The organism is Burkholderia sp. AU45251, from assembly GCF_030482905.1.
GTDB classification, from domain to species: domain Bacteria; phylum Pseudomonadota; class Gammaproteobacteria; order Burkholderiales; family Burkholderiaceae; genus Burkholderia; species Burkholderia aenigmatica.
In genome coordinates, this window is record NZ_JAUJQH010000001.1 from 952,866 (window position 1) to 978,155 (window position 25,290).

Consider the following 25,290-nt stretch of genomic DNA (forward strand, 5'->3'; position numbering starts at 1 on the left):
GCTTCGTCGAACGGGTCCGCGTTACGCTTGAGCGACGAGGAGACGAACCATGAGACGAGCCGTACATATCGCTGTTTTCGCGCTGCTGGCGTATCTCATTGGCGATCGCGCGATCCTGCATGCGCAGGGCCGCGACACCAGCCCGCTTGCGTGCGAACAGGGCGCCGCGCAGGTGAAGGTCGACGCGCTCGGCCGCGGCTTCGGCGAAGCGGCCGCCAGCAGCCAGAGCGAGGCATTCATGTCGGGCTGCCTGGTGACGGGGCGAGGCAACCAGGACGTCGCGCTGGCGAACCGCTGACGTACGTCAGTTGACGCGCCGGTCGCGCCCGGGTCACGACGGCTGAACCGGCGCCACGTGCGCCCGCATCCCTTTCCGCTTATTTCGACCGAAGTCGCGATGCATGTCACGGCCCGGACGGCGGTGCCGCCGAACGTCTGCACGTGACCGCCATCATCGCGGGGCAAACGCGTCTGCGTCGGTTCAATCGGCGGATCCTTGCCGCCCAGCACGCCCCCGTCGATCGACCGGCCGAATTTCCGGCCACCGCGTCACGGCTCCGCTTCATTCGCAGCAACACCCCATCCAGAGATGAACCATCCGCACACCGAGTTGATCCAGCGCTTCTACACGGCGTTCCAGCAGCGCGACATCGACGCCATGCTCGCCTGCTATGCCGATGACGTCGTCTTCAGCGATCCCGCATTCGGCGAGTTGCGCGGCGACTTCGCACGCGACATGTGGCGCATGCTGGTCGCGCGGGCGCAGGACTTTTCCTTGACGTTCGGCGACGTCGACGCGGATCAACAGGCCGGGCGTGCCGAGTGGATCGCCCACTACCGGTTCACCGCGACCGGCCGGACGGTGGTCAACCGGATCGACGCGCGGTTCCGGTTTCGCGACGGACTCATCGTCGAGCATCGCGACAGCTTCGACCTGTGGCGCTGGGCGCGTCAGGCGCTGGGACTGAAAGGCGCGCTGCTCGGCTGGACGCCTTTCGTGCAACGCGCGATCCGCGCGCAGGCGCGGAAAAATCTCGACGCGTATCGCGCCAAACGGAAATAGCACCCACCGTTATGGCTTCATCGTCGCATTGATCAGGTCGTAAGCCATGTCCGGCAGCACGCCGTCCGGATTCTTGAGACCGTACTGGCTGTACCAGCTTTCGTCCGCTTCGGGATGCGGGCCGACGAGCCCGACGCGGCCTTTGCCGTAGCGATAGGTCGCGGCCGCGATATCGCGGTTCGGATAGGTCGCCAGCACGACCGCGCCGGCCGCGGCCGCCTGCACGACCGACGAAGCGACGAGCGACACCACCACGAAAACCGATTCTCTGTATCGCATGCTGTTGATCGAAAGGACTGAGGGACGCGCGGCCGTTCGGGACGGGGCGATCGGCACGCACCGCTGCTCGCCTCGGCTTTTGAAACCTGATTGAAAGTCGTGCGAAATGGAGCGTAGGCGCGCGAAAGCGCCATGTGTGTACCGTTTCCTTACGTGCTTGTGCAGATATGTGCGCCACGGCCCCGGAAGCAAGGCTCCCGGGACTTCGTTACCGGTCGCGCCCCTCGCCTGCCGTCCCGAACGGCCCGCGCCCATTCCGCATGACGGCATGCCTGATCCGACGGGAGCGGCCTGGCGCGAACGGACGATCCCGGGCCGCAGTTGGCCACCCGGCCCCGCCGCCCGCACACATCCCGGCGGCGGTCGGAACCACCCGGAACCCCTCTCCCGCGTTCACGCCCAGGCAAGCCACCGAAACACGTCCGAAAAACCCAACTCCCCCGTCCCATCGGGCTTTTCCGTGCCGCGCCCCGCAACTCTTATATAAGACATAAGACATTTGACGTTACAGAGCATTGAGATTAGAATCCCGCTCAAAGCAGTGCCTGGAACAGCCCCGGAGTGCCGGCAAGGCCTTCCCCTCAAACGCAATATCAGCAGGTCTCCCCATGCTTGAAAACTTTCGTGCTCACGTGGCCGCCCGCGCCGCGCTCGGTATTCCTCCCCTGCCGCTGACGGCTCAGCAGACCGCCGAACTGGTGGAACTGCTGGCGAACCCGCCTGCCGGCGAAGAGCAGACGCTCGTCGACCTGATCACCCATCGCGTGCCTGCCGGCGTCGACGAAGCCGCCCGCGTGAAGGCCGGCTTCCTGGCTGCCGTGGCCAAGGGCGAGACCGCCTCCCCGCTGATCTCGCGCGAACGCGCCACCGAACTGCTCGGCACGATGCTGGGCGGCTACAACATCCAGCCGCTGATCGAGCTGCTGTCCGATGAAGCCGTCGCTGCCGTGGCCGCCGACGCACTGAAGAAAACCCTGCTGATGTTCGACCAGTTCCATGACGTCAAGGAACTCGCCGACAAGGGCAACGCGCACGCGAAGGCCGTGCTGCAAAGCTGGGCCGACGCCGAATGGTTCACGAGCCGTCCGGAAGTGCCGCAAAGCCTGACCATCACCGTGTTCAAGGTGACGGGCGAAACCAACACCGACGACCTGTCGCCGGCCCCGGACGCCACCACCCGCCCGGACATCCCGATGCACGCACTGGCGATGCTGAAGAACGCACGCCCGGGCATCACGCCGGAAGAAGACGGCAAGCGCGGCCCGGTCAAGTTCATCGAATCGCTGAAGGAAAAGGGTCACCTGGTCGCCTACGTGGGCGACGTGGTCGGCACCGGCTCCTCGCGCAAGTCGGCCACCAACTCGGTGCTGTGGTTCACGGGTGAAGACATCCCGTTCGTGCCGAACAAGCGCTTCGGCGGTGTGTGCCTCGGCAGCAAGATCGCCCCGATCTTCTACAACACGATGGAAGACGCCGGCGCACTGCCGATCGAACTCGACGTGTCGCAGATGGAAATGGGCGACGTGGTCGAACTGCGCCCGTACGAAGGCAAGGCGCTGAAGGACGGCAACGTGATCGCCGAATTCCAGGTCAAGTCCGACGTGCTGTTCGACGAAGTGCGCGCCGGCGGCCGCATTCCGCTGATCATCGGCCGCGGCCTGACCGCGAAGGCACGCGAAGCGCTGGGCCTCGCGCCGTCGACGCTGTTCCGCCTGCCGCACCAGCCGGCCGACAGCGGCAAGGGCTTCTCGCTCGCGCAGAAGATGGTCGGCCGCGCCTGCGGTCTGCCGGAAGGCCAGGGCGTGCGCCCGGGCACGTATTGCGAACCGAAGATGACCTCGGTCGGCTCGCAGGACACCACGGGCCCGATGACCCGCGACGAACTGAAGGATCTCGCGTGCCTCGGCTTCTCGGCCGATCTCGTGATGCAGTCGTTCTGCCACACCGCCGCTTATCCGAAGCCGGTCGACGTGAAGACGCACCAGACGCTGCCGAACTTCATCAGCACGCGTGGCGGTATCGCGCTGCGCCCGGGCGACGGCGTGATCCACTCGTGGCTGAACCGCATGCTGCTGCCCGACACCGTCGGCACCGGCGGCGATTCGCACACCCGCTTCCCGATCGGTATCAGCTTCCCGGCAGGTTCGGGCCTGGTCGCGTTCGCGGCCGCCACCGGCACGATGCCGCTGGACATGCCGGAATCGGTGCTGGTCCGCTTCAAGGGCAAGATGCAGCCGGGCGTCACGCTGCGTGACCTCGTCAACGCGATCCCGCTGTACGCGATCAAGCAAGGCATGCTGACGGTCGCCAAGCAAGGCAAGAAGAACATCTTCTCGGGCCGTATCCTCGAAATCGAAGGCCTGCCCGACCTGAAGGTCGAGCAAGCGTTCGAGCTGTCGGATGCGTCGGCAGAGCGTTCGGCAGCCGGTTGCTCGGTGCACCTGAACAAGGAACCGATCATCGAATACCTCAACAGCAACATCACGCTGCTGAAGTGGATGATCGCGCAGGGCTACCAGGATCCGCGCAGCCTGCAGCGCCGTATCGAAGCGATGGAACAGTGGCTGGCCGACCCGCAACTGCTGTCGCCGGATGCCGACGCCGAGTACGCGGCCGTCATCGAGATCGACCTCGGCGACATCCACGAGCCGATCGTCGCATGCCCGAACGACCCGGACGACGTGAAGACGCTGTCGGACGTCGCAGGCGCGAAGATCGACGAAGTGTTCATCGGCTCGTGCATGACCAACATCGGTCACTTCCGTGCCGCGTCGAAGCTGCTCGAAGGCAAGCGCGACATCCCGGTCAAGCTGTGGGTCGCGCCGCCGACCAAGATGGACCAGAAGCAGCTGACCGAAGAAGGCCACTACGGCGTGTTCGGCACGGCCGGTGCGCGTACCGAAATGCCGGGCTGCTCGCTGTGCATGGGTAACCAGGCACAGGTGCGCGAAGGCGCGACGGTCATGTCGACGTCGACCCGCAACTTCCCGAACCGCCTGGGCAAGAACACGAACGTGTACCTCGGCTCGGCGGAACTGGCAGCGATCTGCTCGCGTCTGGGCAAGATCCCGACCAAGGAAGAGTACATGGCCGACATGGGCGTGCTCAGCGCGGACGGCGACAAGATCTACAAGTACATGAACTTCGATCAGATCGAAGACTTCAAGGAAGTGGCCGACACCGTGCAGCTGTAAGCACGCGGAGCGGGCTGCGACGGGCGGTAGACGTCGCAGCACACCACGCAATGGCGTCGCAGGCTGAATGCCCGCGGCGCCATTTTTTTATCGGGCGCCGGAGGGCAGCGCCGGCCCGGTCACTCGTGAAGCGCGTAAAGCCGCTCGACCACGTCGAACGGCAAGCCTTCGTCGTACCCTTCCGCTTCGTCGAGATCGACATACTCGCGGCCGTCGGTCGGCTGCAGCATCAGCGCCGGCACCGGTCGCGCGACCGGGAGATCGGGATAGTCGTTCGGGCTCGCGCCTTCGTAGTCATGCGGATCGAACCAGATCCCGTGATCGGCGTAATAGCCGTCGGCATAACGCTGCTCGATTTCACGCACCAGCCGGAACTGGTCCAGTTGATACGACGCGTTGCCCAGGTCGCTTTCGTTCGCGTACTGCACGAACCACGCGGCGCCCAGACTCCAGTAGATCAGCAGCGCGGTGGCGCGATCGATGTTGCGGTTGTCGAGCAGCCAGCGCAGCGCGCGGCTGTTACCGTCGTAATTGGAGCGCGCGGCGAAGCGGTGCAATTGCTCGGGCGTCGCGCCCTCGAGCCAGGTGCGGACGATATCCCACGCCTTTTGTTCGATGTCGGAATCATCCATGGATGGCGGCCTCGCGGAACGGTGAATGGCGAAAAAGCGTCGAATGACCGCCAATTCTAACGCGGCTTCGCAACCGTCACGCGCCCTCGCCACCCGGCTAACGGCGGATCACCAGTTCGTTGAAGCCGGTGTGCGGGTCGGGTTCGCGCGCAAAGCGATGCGCGGGAAGCACGGCAAGCAGGATCTCGGCGGTCGTGCGCACCACGCAGCCGCTGGCCACGTGGCCGCCCGACACGCGGCCGACCACATCGGAAACGGACATGTGCAAGTGCGCGCCGTCCGGCGATACCGAGCCGGCCAGCGTCAGGATTTCGAGGTCGCCGCGCAGTTCGGTCGGCACGTCGGCCCCGGCAAAGCGCAACTGCGCGACGCTCAGGCTGCCGATGCCCTGGATCACGAAGGCTGCGTGCGCGTCGTGCTGACGTAATGCGTGCTCGATCGACGCGCGCAGGTCGTCGCCGGGAGAAAGACGCAGAGGGTGGGCTTGCATGGTCGTGATCCTGTTCGGGGCCGGGATGTCGACCAAGGGTAAGTTCGTGACGGCAATCCGGCAAGCCCGCCGGTCGCCCGCCCGGTCAGAGATCGAGCCGGAGGCACTCGAATTCGACCGCGCCGTCGCATGGCAACTCGCCCATGTCGAGCGTGAAGCCGACCACGTCGATCAATCCCTGCTCCCGATCGATGACCCACCCGCATCCGCGGTAGCCGTACGGGTTCCCGGTTTTCCCGATCCGTTGCCGGCTGGCTGCACGTCTTGCGTCGTCGGGCCAATCGTCGAGACAGGCCGCCCGGACCTCGCAGTCGACTGCCGACACCGGCGTTCGCACGATGTCGTCGACGCGCGCGTCGCCTCCGAACGAGAACACCGTGATCGCGTGTTCGCCGCACCGTAACGTCACCGCCGCGCACTCGCTGTCGGTTGAATATGGCGCAACGTGCATCACCACCACCTGCTCCATGTCGTGCCTCCATGCCCCGATGCCGCCGCCGTGTCGTCGGCTGCGCGGATTGCGCTCCGTCGTCCGTCACCGGCGCCGGTCCCGGGCGCAAGCATACCGCCAGCGACGCGCGCGCCCTCCGGACGAATACGCGGCGACGCCGTGCGACGGCTTCGCGGCAACGGACCAGCGGGCCGCGCTGGCACGTTGCACACCGGACGGCGCAGCCTTCCGCTGGCGCCGCCATACCCGCAGCGCACCATCGGTGCCGGATGCAAGCATCACACGGTGAAACGCTCGCTCGCGAACTGCGCATCGGGCACGCCTGCCGCCATTGCCACGTCCCGTACACCCTGCACGAGCGGGGGCGGTCCGCACACGTAGACGTCCGGTGGCGCGCCGACCTGCGCGAGCGCCGCGCGCAACGCATCGACCGGCGTGCCACTGAGCCCGGCCCACTCCCCGCCCGGCCGCCAGACGCACAGATCGACGCGCAACTGCGGCAGGTCCGCCTGCAATCGCGCGAGTTCATCCAGCATGAACAGTTCGCTTTCCTGATTGACGCCGAAGAACAGCCGCGCGTCGACCATCTCCTGAAATTCAGCCATGCGCCGCAGCATCGACAGGATCGGCGCGAGCCCGGTGCCGCCCGCGACGAACCAGCGCGGCCGCAGGCTGTCCGCGAACAGCCCGAAGCCGCCCATCGGCACGCGCACGGTCAGCGGATCGCCCGGCCGCGCACGCTCGCGCAGGTAGGTCGAAAACCAGCCGCCCGGCCGCAGCCGGATCAGGAATTCGAGGCGGCCGTCCCAGTTGCTCGTGTTCGCGAGCGAATACGGGCGGCGCATACCGCTGCTCGGCACCTCGAGTTCCGCGAACTGGCCCGGCTCGAATTCCGCGGCCGAGCCGAACGCGTCGTCGGGCTCGACCTGCAGCTCGACGCGCATCGTGTCGGCCGCGATCGTCTCGAGCGCCGCGATCCGCGCGGTGCGCACGGGCACCGGATGCAGCAACACCTTGGTGCGGTCGTACGGCGCGGCGACCCGCAGATCGCCGCGCGGCCGGGTCCGGCACAACAGGACCACGCCGCGCTGGCCGGCCGGCAGCACGCCGGCACTGTCGGTCGACGTCTCGTACGCGCCGTCGACGACGGTCGCCTGGCACGCGCCGCAGCTTCCGCGCCGGCATTGCGACGGCAGCGTGATATCGGCCTCGGCCGCTGCCGACAGCAGATCCTGCCCGGCATCGCAGGCGAAGCCGAAGCGCTCGCCGTCGCGTGTCGTGATCTCGATGCGATAAGTCATCGAACGATCCCGCTCAAGCGGCCTGGCGCGCCAGCGACGCGGCCAGGTCGGTACCGGCGTCGCCGATCGGCTGGATGCCGAACTGCTCGACCAGCACCGCCAGCACGCCCGGCGTCACGAAGGCCGGAAGCGTCGGCCCGAGGCGGATGTTGCGCAGGCCGAGCGCGAGCAGCGTCAGCAGCACGGCGGCCGCCTTTTGCTCGAACCACGAGATCACGAGCGACAGCGGCAGGTCGTTCACCCCGCATTCGAATGCGTCGGCGAGCGCCGTCGCGATCCGGATCGCCGAGTAGCTGTCGTTGCACTGCCCGAGGTCGAGCAGGCGCGGAATGCCGCCGATATCGCCGAACGCGTGCCGGTTGAACCGGTACTTGTTGCAGCCGAGCGTCATCACGACCGTATCGTCCGGCGCCTGCTCCGCGAACTCGGTGTAGTAGTTGCGGCCCGGTGCCGCGCCGTCGCAGCCGCCGATCAGGAAGAAATGGCGGATCTGTCCGGCCTTGACCGCGTCGATGACCTTGTCCGCGACACCGAGCACCGCATGCCGGCCGAAGCCGACCGTGATCGTCTCCTCCGGCGCCGTGGCCGGGAACCCGGGCAGCGCCTGCGCGGCGCGGATCAGCGTCGAGAAATCGTGATGCTCGAGATGGCGCACACCCGGCCAGCCGACCGGACCCGCCGTGAAGATCCGCTGCCGGTATTGCGGCATCGGTTCGATGATGCAGTTGGACGTCATCAGGATCGGCCCCGGGAAATGCGCGAAGTCGCTCTGCTGATCCTGCCATGCGCCGCCGTAGTTGCCGGCCAGATGCGGAAACGCCCTCAACACCGGATACGCATGGGCCGGCAGCATCTCGCCGTGCGTGTACACCTGGATGCCGGTGCCGGCCGTCTGTTCGAGCAGCGCGTGCAGATCGCCGAGATCGTGGCCCGACACGAGGATCGCCTTGCCCGCCACCGGCGACACGCGCACGGCCGTCGGTTGCTGCGCGCCGAAGCGGCCGGTGTTCGCGCTGTCGAGCAGTTCCATGACCGTCAGGTTCAACCGGCCGAGGTCGAGTGCCTGCGCGAGCAGCGCGTTGACGTCGTCGGGGTCGCGCGCGAGAAACGCGAGCGCCGCCTCGATCCCCTCGTAGATGTCGTCGCGCTCGTAGCCGAGCACCCGCGCATGATGCGCGTACGCGCACACGCCCTTCAGCCCGTACAGCACCAGCGCGCGCAGGCCGACGATGTCCGCGCCCACCTTGTCGAGCCCGTGGTCCACGCCGACGCTCTTGGCCTGCTCCAGCAGCCCGGCCAGATCGTCCGCCGGCTGCCACATCGCCGGCCCGTGCTGCGCCGGGACGACCGTGCCCGCCGCCCGCGCGCTCGCGTCGCATGCGGCCTTCACGCGGTCGCGCATCTGCGCCGCTTCGCGCAACAGCGCGACGAAACGGGCCGCATGGAAGTTCACGTTGGTCAGCGTCGTGAACATCGCATACAGCACGAACCGGTCGGCATCGCGATCCGGTGCGCCCATCGCACGCGCGATCGCGCCGTATTGCGCAATGCCCTTCACTGCATGGACCAGCAGGTCCTGCAGGTCCGCCGTCGTTGCATCCTTGCCGCAGTTGCCTTTCGCCGATGCACAGCCGGGCCGCGTGCCGGTCCTGTCAGTCTGTTCGCATTGATAGCAAAACACGGTGCTCTCCATTCTCGATCATGGGGGCGCGGGTCGGCGCGAGCGACAGCGGAACGCGGGTTCCCGGCTGCCGGGCATCCCGCCCGCTTCAAGATGCGTGTCTTATGCATCTTTTTTCATGATGTTTCGGCACGCGTTTCGCAACCGTGATGCAGATCAAGAAACCGGATGCGCGCAGGTGAGGCAACTTGTCGCTATGACTGCCCGCCGGCTTCGGTCGCGGCTTCATGTTCGTTGTCGGCATCCGCGCCTTCAATGCCCCAGTCGCCGTATCGATACCAGTCGTCGCCGAGCAGCTCGCTCGGGTGCTGCGTACGGCTGGAGCCATTGCCGCAACGCATCGCGTGTGTCGGGCAGTAGTTGTCGCATCCCCAGCAGATCCGCTCCGGATGCACGGGATGCAGCGGAAATTTCTTGGCCATGATCTTGTCTTCCCGATGTCGTTTCATCCACTACCGTTCGACTCTAGCTCACCGGCGCACACGGGCCATGCGGCACTCGTTCGCACCGGCGGCGCGGCATCGGCTAGGCACGCGCACACGATTGGTCTAGGCTGCACGGTATTCCGCGGCGCGAGCCGCCAACCCGATCCCTGTCCGATGACCACCACTCCGAACCGACGATCCCGCTTGCGCGGCGGCCTGCTGGGCCTGCTGATCGGCGACGCGCTGGGCGTGCCGTATGAATTCCACGACGCCGAGTCGATTCCGCCGCCCGCCGCGATCGACATGACGCCACCGCCCGGCTTTGCGCGCGCCCACGACGGCGTGCCGCCCGGCACCTGGAGCGACGACGGCGCGCAGGCGCTCGCGCTGCTCGACGCGCTGTCGGACGACCACGCCCTGAATCTCGACACGTTCGCGCGCAACCTGCAGGACTGGTTTCATCGCGGCGCCTTCACGCCGGACGGCCGCGTGTTCGACGTCGGCCTGCAGACGCAGCGTGCATTCCACGCGCTGGCGGCCGGCGCGGCGCCAGTTGTTGCCGGCCCGAACGGCGAGCGCGACAACGGCAACGGCTCGCTGATGCGCTGCTTCCCGGTGGTCATGGTCGCCGCATCGCGCGACGAAGCGATCCGGCTCGCGTGCAAGCAGAGCGTCGTCACGCACGGCCACGTACGCTCGCAACTGTGCTGTGCGCTCTACGGCCTGACGGCATGGGGCATCGTCGAAGGCCAGCCCGCGCCCGATGCCGTGCGCGCGGCCGAAGACGAGTTGCTGGCGCGCTACGCGGGCACCGCCGACGAGAGCGAACTGAAGATCGTGCTCGATGGCCGCTTCGATGCGCCGCAAGGATCCGGTTACGTGGTCGACAGCTTCTGGTCGTCAATCCATTGCCTGCTGTCGACGGGCAGCTACGAAGACTGCGTGAAGCGCGCGATCGGACTCGGCAACGATACGGATACGACAGCGGCCATCGCCGGTAGCCTCGCCGGCGCGCTGTACGGCGAGCACGCGTTGCCCACCCGCTGGGTCGCGGCGCTGCGCGGGAAAGAACAGGTCGAGGGCTGGCTCGCGAAACCGTGAGCGTGCCAAGGGAATACGCGGCAAACAGCGGAAGGAGATCTGACGGGGCAGTATGCGGACGCAGACTGGTACAGACGAAGCGTGGCCGACTACCTCGCGCAGTACGGTGCGGTTCCGCCGCCGTGGGTCATCGCGGCCGCTTCGCATCCGTACAGCATGCGGTGGCGCATGGGCGGCGGCGAAACGTTCATGACGGTGTTTCAGGAATGGTGGGAACAGCACACGTGGCACGAGCGCGAGCGCGTGACCTACTTCCTGAAATGGCCGCCTCCGCCGCGCTGGATTCCGTGGATGGCCGACGTGATCCGGGATCTCGAACCGTGGGAAGAGGACGGCGAATTCGACTACACGCGCTACTACGCGCAGCTCAAGCAGTTGGGATTCGGCGGCACCGCCGACGTGGAAGCCGACATGGAAGACAGCCGCTGGGATTGATACAACCGGGCCATCGCCGGCCCGGCCGCATCACACGTCACGCATCACGCGCGCCGGTCGCTCGCCAGCAACCCGTACAGCGCGCTGTCCGATACGTCGTCCCCGACGATCCAGCGTTCGCGCAGCAACCCTTCCCGCACAAAGCCGAGCCGTTCGAGCAGCCGCGCCGACGCAACGTTGCGCGGATCGATATCGGCTTCGAGCCGGTTCAGCCGCAGCGTGCCGAACGCGTGATCGATCACGGCCGATGCCGCTTCGCGCATGTAACCGCCGCTCCAGAACTTGCGCCGCAGGCAGAAGCCGATCTCGGCGCGCCGGCATTGCTCGTTCGCATGGAACAGCACGCATTCGCCGAGCGCTTCGCCGGTTTCCCGCAATTCGAGCACGCAGATCAGGTCCTGCCCGCTCGCGGAATTCTTCACGTTGCGCGCGACACGTTCGATCGCCTGTTCGATGTGCGTCATCGGCGAGAACGAGAAATAGCGCATCGCTTCCGCATCCGACCAGATCTCGAAGAAGGTGTGCGCATCGGCTTCGCGTAGCGGCCGCAGGACGAGGCGGGAAGTATCCAGCGTGACGGGTTCGAACAGGGGCATGGCGACAGTCGGTCGAAAAACGGGATCGTGAATTAGAACACGCAAGCCGGGAGTCAGTCATTGCACGCGCTCGTACGCCGCGCCCCACCGTGGCACCCCGAATCACCGCAAAACAAAAAGGCCCGGACATCATCGCCCGGGCCTCTTCGCCTCAGCTGTTACCGCCTGCCGGCCGCGCTTACGCTTCAAGCGCTTCGAGCACCTTCCCCTTCGTCTCGATCCCGACGAAGTGCACGGTCACCGCCGCGATCAGCGGCACGATGCCGATCAGGTAGAACGCCGGCGCGAGGTTGCCGCCGATGATCGCGTGCGGCACCACCATCGGCGCGACGAACGACGCGATCTTGAGCCACGCGCTGCCGAGCCCGCAGCCCGACGCGCGGATGCTCGTCGGATACTGCTCAGGCGTATAGACGTACGCGGTGATGAACCCCGACGCCATCAACCCGAGCGACAGCGAGCAGAAGATCGAGACGACATACACCGACGACGCATGATAGATGCCCGCGAACGCCAGCGACAGCGCGCACAGCACGAACGACCACACGATCACCGGCTTGCGGCCGAGCTTGTCGACGAGCAGCGCGGACGCCAGCGACCCGAGCACGCCCATCACCGAGCCGATCACCGCGAGGTTCAGCGCGAGCTGCAGCGGTGCGTGATAGAAATTCTTGTAGATCGTCGGCAGCCACGTCGACAGCCCGTACTGGATGAACCCGCAGGTCGCCCACAACGTCGCCACCGCGAGCGTGCGCTTGCGATACGCGGCGCTGAACAGGTCGCTCATCTTGCGCTTCGGATGCTGGCGCACCATCTCGTCGAACGCGGCCACCTGCGTGACCGGCGGCAGCTCGCCGCGCACCGACGCTTCGAACGCGCCGACCGCGCGCCCTGCTTCGGCCAGGCGCCCGCGCGACGCGAGCCAGCGCGGCGACTCCGGCACGATGCGCGTGAGCACGAACGACAGAATCAGCGGCAGCCCGCCGACGAAGTACATGATTTCCCAGCCGAAACGCGGCACGAGCCACGCACCGAGCGCCATCGACACGAGCAGGCCGATCGGGAACACGATCTCGTACAGCAGCACGAAGCGGCCGCGGCCATGCGCGCGCGTGATCTCGTTGATGTACGTCGCGGCGACCGGCAGCTCGCCGCCCAGGCCCAGGCCCTGCAGGATCCGCAGCAGCACGAAGATCTCGAAGGTCGGCGCGAAGCCGCACGCAATGCTCGTGATGCCGATCACGGCCGAGCTCCACGCGATCGCCTTCACGCGGCCGTGCTTCTCCGCCAGCGCCGGAAACAGGAAGGCGCCGATCAGCTGGCCGATCGCGCCGGACGCGATCAGCATGCCGATCTGCGTCGGCGACAGCCCCCATTTGTGAATCAGCAGCGGCAGCGTCGCCGCGATCGTGATCACGTCGAAGCCGTCGAAGAACGTCGCGGTGCCGATCAGCACGCGCGCGCGGATCTGCATCGCGTTGGCCGGAAGCCGCTCGAGCCGCGCGATGATCGCGCCGGGCGTGGAGGCGGCAGCTTCCATCGTGGCGCGACCGGCCACGACGTTGTCGAAAGTGCTCATGCGGGGTGTCTCCTGTGTCTCGTCGCCCGGTCAGGCCAGTGTCTTGCTCGTGTCTGCCAGGGCTTCCGTATCCACTGCCCGGCCCTGGTTCATCCACTTGCGCGCGAGCTTCAGCTCACGTGCGTTGTTGACGGCGATGACACCTCTCACATGTCCTTCGCCCACGAAAAACAGCGTCGCGCGCCGCGCGGCAAGCTCGCCGCGCACGACGAGCTGCGCATCGGCCGGCAGATCGCCGAGGATCTGCAGGTTCACGTCGTACTGATCGGACCAGAACCACGGGATCTCCGCGTACGGGGCACGCACGCCGAGCACGGCCTTCGCGGCCGCGATCGCCTGATTCTGCGCGTTGGCCCACGATTCGAGCCGCACGCGCCGTTTCAGCCAGCCGTTGTGATGGTTCGCGACGTCGCCGCACGCGAAGATCGCCGGGTCGCTGGTCGCGCCGAATTCGTCGACGACGATGCCGTCGTCGATCGCCAGCCCCGCATCGCTCGCGAGCGACGCGTTCAGCGCGAGGCCGATGCCGGCCACCGCGAAATCGGCGTCGATCGTCGTGCCGTCCGCCAGCGTCGCGCGTACCTTCGACGCGTCGTCGGGCTGCGCGTCGAGCGATGCGAGCGCCGCGCCGAGCCGCACGTCGACGCCGTTCGCACGATGCAGGTCGAGCAGGAAATCCGACACGATCTGCGGCACCGAGCGGCCGCACAGCCGCGGCGCGCCTTCGACCACGACCGCCTCGACGCCGAGCTTGCGCGCGGTCGCCGCGACTTCGAGGCCGATCCAGCCACCGCCGATCACGAGCACGCGCTGGCTCGCGCGCAGCTTCTCGCCGAGCGCGGCCGCTTCGTCGAGCGTGCGCAGGTAATGCAGGTTCGGCGTCTTCACGAGCGCGTCCGGCAGGCGGCGCGACGTGCCGCCGGTCGCGATCACGACCCGGTCGTATTCGATCTCGCGGCCGCTTTCGGTTGCCACGACGCGGCGCGCACGGTCGATCGATGCGGCGCGTTCCGGCTGCCAGGCTTCCACGTTCAGCGCGTCGAATTCGTCGGGCCGCACGACGCGCACGGTTTCGATGTCGGCGTCGCCGGCCAGCACGGCCTTCGACAGCGGCGGACGCTCGTACGGCAGATGCGGTTCGTCCGCGATCATCACGAGACGGCCGGCAAAGCCTTCCGCGCGCAGCGTCTTCAGCACCCAGCCGGCGGCCTGGCCGCCGCCGATCACGACGACCGTGCCGGGCGCAGCCTGCGCCTGTTCGTTCCCTTCGCTCATGATTTCCGCTCCGTCATGAACTTGCCTTCCGGCGCCTTCGCGTTCTTCTGCCGGCGCGTGTTGCCGTCGAGGCCGCCGTCGACGGCCCATTCGGCGAACACGGTCGGACCCGGCTCGAATTCGCGCGGCTGCCATTCGGGCGTCAGCATGTCTTCGTCCGCGTAGTACTCGATCAGGCCGCCGGCCGGGTTCTGGAAGTACCAGAAGTACGCGGACGACACCGGGTGACGGCCCGGGCCGAGTTGCGTTTCCCAGCCGCAGCGGTCGATGTGCATGCCGCCGCCGAACACCTCGTGGATGTCGCGCACGGTGAACGCGACATGGTTCAGGCCGCGTTTGCCGTTCGGCAGCGCCAGCAGGAACAGGTCGTGGTGGCCGCCGTGCGGCGCGCAGCGCATGAACGCGCCGCGGCCCGGGTAACGGTCGGACGTCTCGAAGCCCAGCAGCTCGTGATAGAACTTTTCCTGTGCGTCGAGGCAGTTCGTGAAGAACACCACGTGCCCGACCTCGACCGGTTCCGCGCGTGCATAGATCGGGCTCGGCTGGTCGACGCGCAGCGTCTGGCCCCACACGTTCGACGGCGAGCCCGTGATGTCGAGCTCGCGCTTGCGCGTGACTTCGATGCGGATCGCCATCCCGTTCGGGTCGATGCAGCCGACCGCATCGTCCTGCGCGTAGTAACCGGGCTGGCCGGCCAGTTTCGTGCGCAGCGCGTCGAGTTCCTGCTGCGTCGCGACACCCCATGTGACTTCACGCAGCGTCGGGCCCGCTTCGAACGCGGGCGGCAGCGCCGGATCGTCGGCCTTGACGGCCAGCACGGTGCAGCCGTTCAGCGTCTCGAAGCGTGCGCGCGAATCGTCGTGCGAGACTTCCTTCATCCCCCAGTCGGCGAAAAAGCGCCGGCAGGTCGCGAGGTCGTCGACGCCGTACGTGATCTGCTCGATTCCCAAAATGCTCATTGCGTCATTCCCCTTCGCTCAGTTCGCCCACGGCAGCGGCGCGTCGTTCAAGCCCCAGTAGAGGCTCTTCTGCTGCATGTATTCGCGGATGCCGAGGCGGCCCTTCTCGCGCCCCATCCCGCTCTCCTTCCAGCCCGAGAACGGCGTGGAAATCGAAAACAGCTTGTACGTGTTGATCCAGACGGTGCCCGTCTCCAGCGCACGCGCGATGCGCCAGGCGCGCTTGTAGTCGCGCGTCCAGATGCCGGCCGCCAGGCCGAACACGCTGTCGTTCGCCTGCGCGATCAGCGACGCTTCGTCGTCGAACGGCATCGCGACGAGCACGGGCCCGAAGATTTCTTCCTGGCAGATACGCGCGCTGTTCGGCAGGCCTTCGAGAATCGTCGGCTGATAGAAAAAGCCGTTCTCGCGCCCGTCGCCCGACGGCCGTTCGCCACCGCACAGCAGGCGGCCGCCTTCTTCGAGACCGAGCGCGACGTAGCGCTCCACCGATTCGCGATGCTTCGCGGTGATCAGCGGCCCCATCTGCGTGTCGGGACGCGTCGGGTCGCCCACGCGCAGCTTGCGTGCGCCCGCGACGAGACGCTTCATGAATTCGTCGTACACCGCGCGCTGCACGAACAGCCGCGAACCCGCGATGCACGCTTCGCCCGACGAGCTGAAAATGCCGTACAGCACGCCGTTGACCGCGTGATCGAGATCGGCGTCATCGCAGACGATGGTCGGCGACTTGCCGCCGAGTTCGAGCGACACCGGCATCAGCTTTTCGGCCGCGATGCGCGCGATGCCGCGACCCACTTCGGTGCCGCCGGTGAACGACACCTTCTTCACGAGCGGATGACGCACGAGCACGTCGCCGATCACCGAGCCCTTGCCCGGCAACACGCTCAGCACGCCCTTCGGCACGCCGGCTTCCTCGCAGATCCGAGCCAGCGCGAGCGACACGAGCGGCGTGACTTCAGCCGGCTTGAGCACGACCGCGTTGCCGCCCGCCAGCGCCGGCGCAAGCTTCTGCGCATCGGACGCGATCGGCGAATTCCACGGCGTGATCGCCGCGATCACGCCGATCGGCTCGTACACGCTCATCGTCAGGTAATCGCCGCGCGACGGCGTCAGTTCCTCGTCGAGCGTTTCAAGGCACGCCGCGAAATAGCGGAACGTGTTCGCGGCGCTGGCCACCAGCACGCGCGTCTCGCTGATCGGCTTGCCGTTGTCGCGGCGCTGCAGGTTCGCGAGCGCCTCGTGGCGCTGCATGATCAGGTCGGCGATGCGGTACAGCACCTGCGCACGCAGGTGCGGCTTCAGCCCGGCCCAGTCGGCGCGGCGCCACGCGGCGTCGGCGGCGACGACAGCTTCGGCCGCGTCGTCCGCGTTCGCGGTCGACACTTCCATGTTCAGCGACTGGTCGGCCGGATAGATGCTCGCGTAACGCGCGCCACGGCCGCGCCGCCATTCGCCGCCGATCAGGATGTTGCCGTCGGGTACGAGGCTCGTATCGAAAGGAGTCATGTCACAAGTCCCACAAATCTGTCTCTGCACGTCCGCCCTCGCCGTGGCGCGGGCGGACATTCAATGGCCCGGTCAGATCACGCAGCGGGCCGCGCGGTTGCGCAGCGCGCGGATCGCGCTGTACGCCGTCAGCGCGGACGTCTTCGGGTTGTCGGGCAGCGGCTTGCCGCTCATTTCCAGCGACATCTCGCCGAATGCGCCGCGCGCGGTGATGCGATGCACGTTGCGCTCGACGGCCGGATCGGCGATCAGGCGCACGTGGGTCGCGTCGAGCCCGAGGCCCGCGAGCGCGACGGTGGCCGCGACGTTCGCGTTCTTCGGATACAGGCGTGCGGCATCGCGCGCGCTGCCTTCGAAGATCACCTTTTCCGCGCTCATCGCACGCAGGTCGCACAGTTCCTCGGCAGGCGTGCCGAGCCAGCCGAGCGGCGGCTTGCGGCCCACGTACAGCACTTCGTCGAGGCCGCCCTGCTTCGCGGACGCCAGCGCGTCGATCCCGCCGATCGCGCCGGACAGCAGCGTGACCGTCGCATCGCCTTCGTCGGCCGCCTGCGCGAGCACGTCGAGCAGCGCGAGATCGGACAGCGCGCCGATCGATGCGACCGCGCAGTCGGTGCCGGCCTTCAACAGCGGCACGACGTGATCGACGAGCGCGCTGTGGCCCGCGCATTCGAGTGCGAACTCGGGGCGGCGGGCCAGTGCGTCGACCGACGACACGACCTCCACCGCGCCGCCCAGCACGCCCTGCACCGCCGCGCGCTGGTGTTCCGGCACGATCACGTGCGCGATGCGCAGCGACGCATCGTGCTCGACCGCGTGGTACACGGCCGCGCCGATCGCACCGAAGCCGATCATCGCGACGTCGACGGGTGCGTGGCCGTTACGCATACTGGCGCTCCGACGGCGCTTCCTTCTTCACCGGCGGGCCCGCGAAGTTCGACGCGAACGAGCCGACCGACAGCATGTCGACCTCGACCATCACCGGCCCTTCCTTCGCCATCCCTTCACGCACGATCGCTTCCGCCTGGTCGAGCGACGTGATCCGATAGTGCGTGAGGCCGAAGCTCGCGCAGAACTGCGCGAAATCGGGCTGGTGCAGCTGTACGAAGCAGCGGCGGCCACCGTAGTGCGCGTCCTGGATGTTGCGGATCACGCCGTAGCACTGGTCGTTCATCAGCACGATCATCACGTTCGCGTTTTCCTGCACGGCCGTGACGAGCTCGCCGACGTTGACCATCAGGCCGCCGTCGCCGACGAGGCAGACCGTCTTCGCAGCCGCGTCCGCCAGCGCCGCGCCGATGCCCATCTGGATGCCCTGGCCGATGCCGCCGCCGAGCGCATGCACGCCCGAGCGCGGCTCGAAGATCTTCAGCAGGCGGTTGCCCCACGTGCTGTTCGAGATCGTCACGTCGCGCACCCAGTTGTAGTCGCGGCCGACGGCGCCCTGCAGCGTGTCGACGAGCTGCTTGTACGGCCCGAGGCCCTTCGACACGTCGGCCACCGCCTGCTCGCGGGCTGCCGCGAGATCGACGGCGAATTGCGGATCGACCGACAGGCGGCCTTCGAGGCGGTCGGCCAGCTCGGCCAGCACGCGCTTCGAATCGCCGTGCACGAACAGCTCGTTGCGATAGCCGCGGTTGTCGGCGAGCGCGTCGGCATCGACGCGGAACAGCGGCTGCGGCAGTGCGAGCTTGTACTTCAGCGTCTCGTTGCCGCGCAGGCGCGAGCCGACGACGACGAGTGCATCGCAGGTCTTGTAGAACGCTTCGACGGACGCATGCACGTTGAACGCGCCGAGCGTCGCCGCATGATCCTCGGGCAGCACGCCGCGGCCCTGCACGCTCGTCACGACGCCGAAGCCGAGCTTCACGAGGCGTTCGACTTCCTCGCGTGCGTGGCGCGCGCCGCCGCCGAGCCACAGCAGCGGGCGGCGCTTGGCCGCCAGTGCGTCGGCGAGCTTCGCGACGCGTGCGGTGTCGTGCTCGCGCACCGTGACGTGTGCCGGTGCGAGGTCTTCCGGCCATTCGATTTCGGCAGCCTGGATGTCGATCGGAATCTCGACCGATACGGGGCCCGTCGGCGCGGTCTGCGCGATGCGCACGGCTTCGCGGATCGTCGGCAGCACGGTTTCGACGGTGCGCACGCGGAACGCGGCCTTCGAGATCGAGTCGAGCATCGACAACTGGTCCGGCGCTTCGTGGATGTACGCGAGATCCTGGTCGAGATACGGCGTCTCGATCTGCCCGGTGACGTGCAGCAGCGCGGTGCCGGCCGTCAGCGCCTCGACCATCGCGCCGGCTGCGTTGCCCGCCGCCGTGCCCGTGCTCGTGAACGCGACGCCGAGGCCGCCCGACACGCGGGCCAGGCCGTCGGCCATGTTCAACGCGCCGGCTTCGCCGCGTGCGCCGACATACCGGATGTTGCCGCGCGAGTTGATCGCGTCGAGGATCGGCATGTTGTGGATCGAGATGACACCGAATGCGGTCTTCACGCCGCACTGCTCGAGAAAGGCGGCAATCAGCTCGCCAACCGTGGTTTTTTTAGACATGGCGTGCAAAGCCTCCAGAAACGTCGATATGGCTGCCCGTCGTGTACGACGACAGATGCGTTGCGAGATAAAAGAGTGCCCAGGCGGCCTCGTCAGGCTTGCCGAAGCGGTTCAGCGGAATGTTCTTCGTGCGGGCGATCGCGCCCGTCCAGTCCTCCCAGCTTTCGCCGGCCTGCGCCTGCGCTTCATAGCGGCGGCGCCACTGGCCCGACTCGACGATGCCGATCAGGATCGAGTTCACGCGGATGCGCTGCGGCGCAAGCTCGGTCGCGAGCGACTTCACGAGGCTCAGCACGCCCGCGCGCGCCGACGACGTCGCGACCATGTGCGGCTCCGGCTGCAGCGCGAGCAGCGAGTTCACGCAGGTGATCGTCGGCGCCTGCGCGTCGCGCAGCAACGGCAGGAACGCGCGGGTCGGGCGGATGATGCTGAAATACTTCAGTTCGAGCTCTTCGCGCCACGCGTCGTCGGTCGTGTCGGCGAAGGTCGACACGCGGCCCTGGCCGGCGTTGTTGACCAGCATGTCGGCGCGGCCGAAGCGTGTCGACACCGCTTGAGCGAACGCAGCCACATCCTGCTCATCGAGCACGTTGCAGCGTGCGGCGAGCAGTTGCGCGCCCGGGTATTTCTCGCCGAGCATCGCTTCGGCGCGCGCCAGGCGCTCGCTGTCGCGGCCGCAAATCGCGACCGACGCGCCCGCCTGCAGGAACCGTTCGGCGGTCGCGAGGCCGATGCCGGACGAACCGCCCGTCACCACCGCCACCTGCCCGGTCAGATCGATCTGGATCATCGGAGTCCTAAAGCCTTCAGAAACGTGTGCTCGTCATCCGAGCGGTAATTGAGCCGCCGCGACAATTCCGCCGCCGCGCGCTGCACCTTGTCGATCAGACCGTCCGCGATCAGCGCCGCGTCGATCTCCGGCCTCGGCACCGTCACCGTGATGCATGCGACGATCTTCTGCGTCTCGTTGCGCACCGGCGCCGTCACCACCGAGATGCCGCGCTCGAACGACGAATTGCTGACGCCGTAGCCGCGCAGCGCATCCTCGCGGATCACTTCATACAGCGCGTCGACCGTCTCCGGCGTCGCGTTCGTCATCCGGTTCAGCGCGCCTTCCGGATACAGCGAGTGCAGTTCCTTCAACGACAGGTCGCCCATCAGCACGTGGCCGTGCGTCGTCGCATGCGCGGGCAAGCGCGTGCCGACATTCACGCGGATCGAGCTGAACACCGGCGCCTGGCTCTGCGCCTTCGCGACGAACACCACGTCGCGGCCGTCGCGGATCACGATGTGCGTCGTGAAGCCGGTCGCGTCGCGCAGGCTCTCGATCACGGGCAGGCCCAGATCGGTCAGCTCCAGCGAGCTCAGGTATTCGAAGCCGAGTCGCAGCACGGCGATGCCGAGCTTGTAGTTGCGATCCTTGTCCGCGCGCTCGAGGAAGCCGAGCGATTCGAGCGTCTGCAGCAAACGGAATACCGTCGTGCGCGGAATGCCGAGCCGCTTCGACAATTCGGGCGCGCCGAGCACGGGCTCGCGCGGCGAGAATTCGGCGAGGATCCGCAGCCCGCGTTCGAGGCCGGGCACCACGTAGCTGGCTTCGGCTTTCCCGTTTTCGGTATCGGGTTGTTGTAGCGGTTCGTTCATGCCATTCCCCGCTGTTGGTCGCACTGACGGCAGAACGTGTCGATCAGTGCGGAATAAACGGCCGGCGCTTCCACGTAGCCGGCATGGCCTGCTTGCGGAATCACCTGTAGCCCGACGTGCGCGGCCGCGGCAATCCGCTCGCACGCGGCGGGCGGCGTGATCGCGTCGTTCGCGCCGACGGCCACGGCCGTGCGGCCGCGAAAGCCGGCGAGATCGGTCGCGAGATCGGCATTCGCGAGCAGATGCGTGGCCTGCGCGTAGCCGGCCGGCACGATGCGCGCCATGTTCCAGCGCACCCACGCACGCGCATCCTCGTTCGCGAAACCGGACAGCATGTTGCCGCTGCGCTGCTCGGCGAGCCCGGCCGGGCCGAGTTCGGCAAGCATCGCGAGCCGCGCGTCGCGGCGCGATTCGCGGGTTTCGGCCGGTGCGCTGCCGTAGCCGCCCGCGGGCGACACCAGCAGCAGGCCGGCGATCCGCGCGGGCATCACGCGGGCGAGACCGCCCGCGATGATCGCGCCGAGCGAATGACCGACCAGCACGCAGCGTTCGATGCCGAGTGCCTCGAGCCACGCATTCAGCGAAGCCGCGTAATCGGTGGCGGCCGGCGACGCGCCGTGCACCGGCGTCGACACGCCATAACCGGGCGCATCCCACGCGAGCACGCGCCGCGATGCGCCGAGCGTGTCGAGCTGGCGGACCCACGATGCGGCGCCCGAGCCGATGCCGTGCAGCAGCACGACGGGCAGCGCACGGCCCGCATGCTGCGCGCCGGCCTCGCGATAACCGATCGTGCCCGCCGCGCCGGCCGCGCAACGCTGTTCGGGAAACTGCCCGAGCAGCGCGGCGAACGCCGCGGTGCGGTCGCGTTCACGTTTGTCGATGACACTCATTGCTTCACCCGCTCCGTTTCAGCGCTTGATCTTCGCGAGCGGCGAATCGGGCGGATACGTCGGCGTGATCGGCTTCGGCGAACCGAGCATCACGCACATCAGCGCGTCTTCCTCGCCAATGTTGATTTCCGTGCGATACACGCCGGGCGGCACCGAGATCAGGTCGCGCTCGCCGAGGATCGCTTCCCACGTCTCGCCTTCACGCTCGCAGATCACCTTCATCTTGCCGCGCAGCACGAAGAAGATTTCCTCGACGTCCATGTGGATGTGGCTCGGGCCGATGTTGCCGGCCGGGATGACCATCGTCGAAAACGTGAAGCCGCCGGCCGGCACCGTGTTGACGTCCTTCGCGACGCCCGTGCCGCCCGTGCCGACGTAGCGCATCTGCGCGCGGCGGTACTTCGGGTCGTAGTCGGCCTGGAACTTCAGTGCGTCCCAGTCGTAGCGACGGGTCGCGTAGCGCGCCACGCGCCCTTCCATCCAGTCGTTGAAGCTTGCGCCTTCCGGCTGGTCCCACGACTTGCGTTCGAGATCGGCGTCCGCCATCGTCCTCTCCTTCATCAGAGTGAAAACTTCAATTCAATCAATTCATCACGAAGCCGCCGTTTACCGGCAGCAGTTGACCCGTCACGAAGCGCGCGCCGTCCGACAGCAGGAACAGCACGGGGCCCGTCACGTCGTCGGGCACCTGCGCGCGTGTCAGCGCGCGGCCCTGCATGTAGAACGCGTGGCGCTCGGCCGGCACGTAGGCCGTGGCCTCGACTTCGGTGAGCCCCGGCGCGATCGCGTTGACCGTCACGCCGTGCGCGCCGAACTCGCGTGCCTGCGCATGCGTCATCGCGATCACCGCGCCCTTGCTCGCGACGTACGCGAGCAGCTTCGGCGCGCCCCACAGCGCGGTGTCCGACGCGAGGTTCACGATCGCGCCGCGGCCCGACTGCGCGAGGTGCGGCAGCGCTGCATTGCTGACGAGCCACACGCCGCGCACGTTCACGTTCATCACGGCGTCCCACGTCGACACGTCGAGCTCGGTCGACAGCTTGCCGCCCGAGTTCGTGATCGCCGCGTTGTTGATCAGCGCGTCGATGCCGCCGAGCGCCGCCGCGCCCTGCGCGACGAACGCATCGACGCTCGCCGGATCGGCAAGATCGAGTGCGAAGAAATGGGCGACATGGCCGGCTTCGGAGAGTTGCGCGGCAAGCGCGCGGCCTTCGTCGGCCAGCACGTCGCCGAACGCGACCTGCGCGCCCGCTTCGACGAGCGCCGTCACGAACGCCGCGCCGAGCCCGCGCGCGCCGCCCGTGACGAGCACGCGGCGCCCCGCGAGCGACACGACCGGAGCGCGCTCAGCCATTTGCCGGCTCCGATGCGGCCTGCGCCTGCGCCGCGCGATGCGCGTCGAGCGCGGAAAGATGCTCCTGCGCACGCGTGCGCAGCATCCGGCGCACGCGCGTCATGCCGACGTCGTGCTGGTACAGGTATTCGTGATCGCGCGCATTCGGCGCGAGGCTTTCGAGGACGTAGCGGTCCTGCTCGAGCACGTCCCAGTGCAGGCCCTCGAGGCGGTTGCGGTACATGAAGCGCCACACGTCGCGCTGCCAGCCGCTGACCTTGCGGGTGCGCCAGAAGTAGACCTGGCAGTTGTCGCCGTCGACCGGCGTCGCGAAGCCGATGATCCCGAAGTTGCCGCCCGGGCCGAACTTCTGCTTGTACGGGATCGCGAGGCGCATCCACAGGCAGCCCGTTTCGCCGAGCTCGACCCAGTCGAAGTTCACGTCGCGCTGGCCGATCTTCTCGAACATCAGCCCCGTTTCCGTCTTGCGCACGCGCATGTCGGCCTGCTTGTCGCCTTCGGCCATCGAGTGCGAGGTGGCATGGAGGTACGCGCCGTGCATCGGGTCCATCACGTTGTCGATCGCGTACTGGTAATTGCACTTCCAGTTCGACACGCACAGGAAGTGGCCGTACTCGTCGTCGACCAGTTCCTCGGGGAGGTTCAGCGGCGCCGGCTCGCCGTGCGCTTCATCGCCGAACCACAGGAAGATCGCGCCGGCCTTCTCTTCGACCGGATACGACTTCACGCACTTCGTGCCTTCGAGCGGACAGTTCGACACGGCCGGCACGCGGTTCACGGTGCCGCCGCCGTCGACTTCGATGCCGTGATACCAGCAGGCGATGTTGCCGCCGAGGTTCCAGCCGAGCGACAGGCGCGCGCCGCGGTGCGGGCAGCGATCTTCCAGCGCGTGAACCTTGCCGTCGTGATCGCGCCACAGCACGATCTGCTCGGACAGGCGCGTGAGGCCGACGGGCGCATTCGACACCTGCCAGCTCGGCGCGACGGGATACCAGTAGTTCTTGATGCCGCGGTCGAGATAGTCACGGACCGGGTCGTGTTGGACTGCGTGTTGTACGGGGGACGTCATCAGTGTGCTCCGGATGCGGTTGTCGTCGGGTCGGCGATCGGCGCTCAAGCGCTCATTCCGCCAGCGCGGCCATTTCGGCGCGGAAACGCTCGGCGGTCCACGCCGTGCCGTCCGGCGCGCGGAAGCCGATACGGTTCAGGCCCGCGACGACGTCGTCCAGCTCGATCGCGCCGGCTTCGAACACGCGTTCGAGCGCATCGCCGAGGTCGTTTTCGTACTGGGTCGGTGCGGCCTTGCGGTTCTGCCAGACCTGGTTCTCGACCTGGCCGGGGATCTCGATCTGCCCCTTGCCCGCGACGTTGTTCGGCTGCGGCGCCACCCACGGCTTCAGGAAGGGATTGAAGTTGACGGTCGCTTCTTTCATGTCATTCCACCTTGATCTGGATTTCCTCGCCGGCGAGACGCACCGCGTACTGCTTCAGTGCGCGTCCGCCCGGACCCTTCAGGCATTCGCCCGTCTTGATGTCGAACACGGCCTCGTGCAACGGGCATTCGACCGTGCCTTCGTCGACGAACCCCTGCGTCAGCAGCGCGTACGCATGCGGGCACACGTTCTCGAGCGCGTACACCTCATCGCCGACGCGATAGATCCCGATCTCGACGCCGTCGGTCCGCTTGAACTCGATCGGCGTGTCTTCCGACAGCGCGCCGGCGTGTCCGGCGCAAACCCATTGTTCAGACATCTCACACCCTTCCTTCTGATCGACTCTCGGTTGGTTCCGATTTGTTCCATACCAGGAACAGCAGTTTATGGATGGTGATTATAGGAGCGACTTTCCACGAGTAAAACAAAAAGGTGCATGCCCTAGGGA

27 protein-coding genes are annotated in these 25,290 nt (G+C 67.4%); 5 read left to right on the forward strand and 22 right to left on the reverse strand.

The annotated features are described in order from the left end of the window. Window positions 1-49: 49 nt before the first annotated feature. Window positions 50-298, forward strand: coding sequence for a hypothetical protein (locus tag QZM67_RS04150; protein ID WP_039344123.1), 249 nt, complete (start codon window positions 50-52; stop codon window positions 296-298). Window positions 299-589: 291 nt separating this feature from the next. Then, the gene (locus tag QZM67_RS04155; protein ID WP_301800897.1) at window positions 590-1,063 is read left to right on the forward strand and encodes a nuclear transport factor 2 family protein; all 474 of its coding nucleotides are present in this window, start codon (window positions 590-592) and stop codon (window positions 1,061-1,063) included. A 9-nt stretch (window positions 1,064-1,072) separates the two neighbouring features. Here the strand turns inward: QZM67_RS04155 and QZM67_RS04160 are convergent, their stop codons facing one another. Beyond that, entirely contained in the window at window positions 1,073-1,342 is a 270-nt protein-coding gene (locus QZM67_RS04160) for a hypothetical protein (RefSeq protein WP_301800898.1), read from the reverse strand. 608 nt (window positions 1,343-1,950) lie between these two features. Here QZM67_RS04160 and acnB point away from each other — a divergent pair. Next, window positions 1,951-4,536 (forward strand): bifunctional aconitate hydratase 2/2-methylisocitrate dehydratase, encoded by a 2,586-nt coding sequence (gene acnB / locus QZM67_RS04165; RefSeq protein WP_301800899.1) that lies wholly within the window; start codon window positions 1,951-1,953, stop codon window positions 4,534-4,536. Between the two features lie 119 nt (window positions 4,537-4,655). On the opposite strand, the gene QZM67_RS04170 is transcribed toward acnB, so the two are convergent. The 6 genes from QZM67_RS04170 to QZM67_RS04195 all read right to left on the reverse strand — a co-directional run bounded on the left by QZM67_RS04170 (window position 4,656) and on the right by QZM67_RS04195 (window position 9,513). Beyond that, window positions 4,656-5,168, reverse strand: coding sequence for a DUF4274 domain-containing protein (locus QZM67_RS04170; protein WP_301800900.1), 513 nt, complete (start codon window positions 5,166-5,168; stop codon window positions 4,656-4,658). A 97-nt stretch (window positions 5,169-5,265) separates the two neighbouring features. Beyond that, entirely contained in the window at window positions 5,266-5,658 is a 393-nt protein-coding gene (locus QZM67_RS04175; RefSeq protein ID WP_301801406.1) for a PPC domain-containing DNA-binding protein, read from the reverse strand. Window positions 5,659-5,743: 85 nt separating this feature from the next. After that, a complete protein-coding gene (locus tag QZM67_RS04180; protein ID WP_301800901.1) occupies window positions 5,744-6,127 on the reverse strand; it encodes a hypothetical protein in 384 nt (127 codons plus the stop codon). 260 nt (window positions 6,128-6,387) lie between these two features. Next, the gene (locus QZM67_RS04185) at window positions 6,388-7,410 is read right to left on the reverse strand and encodes a 2Fe-2S iron-sulfur cluster-binding protein (protein ID WP_301800902.1); all 1,023 of its coding nucleotides are present in this window, start codon (window positions 7,408-7,410) and stop codon (window positions 6,388-6,390) included. Window positions 7,411-7,423: 13 nt separating this feature from the next. Further along, window positions 7,424-9,091 (reverse strand): hydroxylamine reductase, encoded by a 1,668-nt coding sequence (hcp, locus tag QZM67_RS04190; protein WP_301800903.1) that lies wholly within the window; start codon window positions 9,089-9,091, stop codon window positions 7,424-7,426. A 194-nt stretch (window positions 9,092-9,285) separates the two neighbouring features. Further along, window positions 9,286-9,513 carry a DUF3079 domain-containing protein gene (locus tag QZM67_RS04195; protein WP_175025841.1) on the reverse strand — a complete coding sequence of 76 codons (228 nt, stop codon included), beginning with the start codon at window positions 9,511-9,513 and terminating at the stop codon, window positions 9,286-9,288. A 177-nt stretch (window positions 9,514-9,690) separates the two neighbouring features. Here QZM67_RS04195 and QZM67_RS04200 point away from each other — a divergent pair, with 177 nt between their 5' ends. After that, a complete protein-coding gene (locus tag QZM67_RS04200) occupies window positions 9,691-10,617 on the forward strand; it encodes an ADP-ribosylglycohydrolase family protein (RefSeq protein ID WP_301800904.1) in 927 nt (308 codons plus the stop codon). An 81-nt stretch (window positions 10,618-10,698) separates the two neighbouring features. Further along, a complete protein-coding gene (locus QZM67_RS04205) occupies window positions 10,699-11,052 on the forward strand; it encodes a hypothetical protein (RefSeq protein WP_301800905.1) in 354 nt (117 codons plus the stop codon). A 44-nt stretch (window positions 11,053-11,096) separates the two neighbouring features. Here QZM67_RS04205 and QZM67_RS04210 read toward each other — a convergent pair whose 3' ends face one another. From QZM67_RS04210 to QZM67_RS04280, 15 genes are all read right to left on the reverse strand, one after another. Next, window positions 11,097-11,648, reverse strand: a complete 552-nt coding sequence (locus tag QZM67_RS04210) for a GNAT family N-acetyltransferase (RefSeq protein ID WP_301800906.1) — start codon at window positions 11,646-11,648, stop codon at window positions 11,097-11,099. Window positions 11,649-11,826: 178 nt separating this feature from the next. After that, window positions 11,827-13,227 carry an MFS transporter gene (locus QZM67_RS04215; RefSeq protein WP_301800907.1) on the reverse strand — a complete coding sequence of 467 codons (1,401 nt, stop codon included), beginning with the start codon at window positions 13,225-13,227 and terminating at the stop codon, window positions 11,827-11,829. A gap of 30 nt (window positions 13,228-13,257) precedes the next feature. Next, on the reverse strand, window positions 13,258-14,502 hold the full coding sequence (locus QZM67_RS04220; RefSeq protein ID WP_301800908.1) for an NAD(P)/FAD-dependent oxidoreductase: 1,245 nt from the start codon (window positions 14,500-14,502) through the stop codon (window positions 13,258-13,260). Then, window positions 14,499-15,461: a VOC family protein gene (locus QZM67_RS04225; protein WP_175025847.1), complete on the reverse strand. Its 963-nt coding sequence runs from the start codon at window positions 15,459-15,461 to the stop codon at window positions 14,499-14,501. Before QZM67_RS04225 ends, QZM67_RS04220 begins: the two co-directional genes overlap by 4 nt. Before the next feature lie 18 nt (window positions 15,462-15,479). After that, entirely contained in the window at window positions 15,480-16,970 is a 1,491-nt protein-coding gene (locus tag QZM67_RS04230) for an aldehyde dehydrogenase (RefSeq protein ID WP_301800909.1), read from the reverse strand. 72 nt (window positions 16,971-17,042) lie between these two features. Beyond that, a complete protein-coding gene (locus tag QZM67_RS04235; RefSeq protein ID WP_301800910.1) occupies window positions 17,043-17,858 on the reverse strand; it encodes an aspartate dehydrogenase in 816 nt (271 codons plus the stop codon). Beyond that, a complete protein-coding gene (locus QZM67_RS04240; protein ID WP_301800911.1) occupies window positions 17,851-19,518 on the reverse strand; it encodes a thiamine pyrophosphate-binding protein in 1,668 nt (555 codons plus the stop codon). The genes QZM67_RS04235 and QZM67_RS04240 overlap by 8 nt, the downstream gene beginning before the upstream one ends. Beyond that, a complete protein-coding gene (locus QZM67_RS04245; protein WP_043177336.1) occupies window positions 19,511-20,308 on the reverse strand; it encodes an SDR family oxidoreductase in 798 nt (265 codons plus the stop codon). Before QZM67_RS04245 ends, QZM67_RS04240 begins: the two co-directional genes overlap by 8 nt. After that, window positions 20,305-21,162, reverse strand: a complete 858-nt coding sequence (locus tag QZM67_RS04250; protein ID WP_301800912.1) for an IclR family transcriptional regulator — start codon at window positions 21,160-21,162, stop codon at window positions 20,305-20,307. Before QZM67_RS04250 ends, QZM67_RS04245 begins: the two co-directional genes overlap by 4 nt. Further along, on the reverse strand, window positions 21,159-22,055 hold the full coding sequence (locus QZM67_RS04255) for an alpha/beta fold hydrolase (protein ID WP_301800913.1): 897 nt from the start codon (window positions 22,053-22,055) through the stop codon (window positions 21,159-21,161). The genes QZM67_RS04250 and QZM67_RS04255 overlap by 4 nt, the downstream gene beginning before the upstream one ends. 18 nt (window positions 22,056-22,073) lie before the next feature. Further along, a complete protein-coding gene (locus tag QZM67_RS04260) occupies window positions 22,074-22,601 on the reverse strand; it encodes a cupin domain-containing protein (RefSeq protein ID WP_301800914.1) in 528 nt (175 codons plus the stop codon). 37 nt (window positions 22,602-22,638) lie between these two features. After that, window positions 22,639-23,409: an SDR family oxidoreductase gene (locus QZM67_RS04265; protein WP_175025853.1), complete on the reverse strand. Its 771-nt coding sequence runs from the start codon at window positions 23,407-23,409 to the stop codon at window positions 22,639-22,641. Further along, a complete protein-coding gene (locus QZM67_RS04270) occupies window positions 23,402-24,478 on the reverse strand; it encodes an aromatic ring-hydroxylating dioxygenase subunit alpha (protein WP_175025854.1) in 1,077 nt (358 codons plus the stop codon). The genes QZM67_RS04265 and QZM67_RS04270 overlap by 8 nt, the downstream gene beginning before the upstream one ends. 52 nt (window positions 24,479-24,530) lie before the next feature. Further along, the gene (locus tag QZM67_RS04275; RefSeq protein WP_043177351.1) at window positions 24,531-24,842 is read right to left on the reverse strand and encodes a recombinase-like helix-turn-helix domain-containing protein; all 312 of its coding nucleotides are present in this window, start codon (window positions 24,840-24,842) and stop codon (window positions 24,531-24,533) included. 1 nt (window position 24,843) lies between these two features. Continuing rightward, window positions 24,844-25,161 carry a non-heme iron oxygenase ferredoxin subunit gene (locus QZM67_RS04280; RefSeq protein ID WP_006758060.1) on the reverse strand — a complete coding sequence of 106 codons (318 nt, stop codon included), beginning with the start codon at window positions 25,159-25,161 and terminating at the stop codon, window positions 24,844-24,846. Window positions 25,162-25,290: the final 129 nt, after the last annotated feature.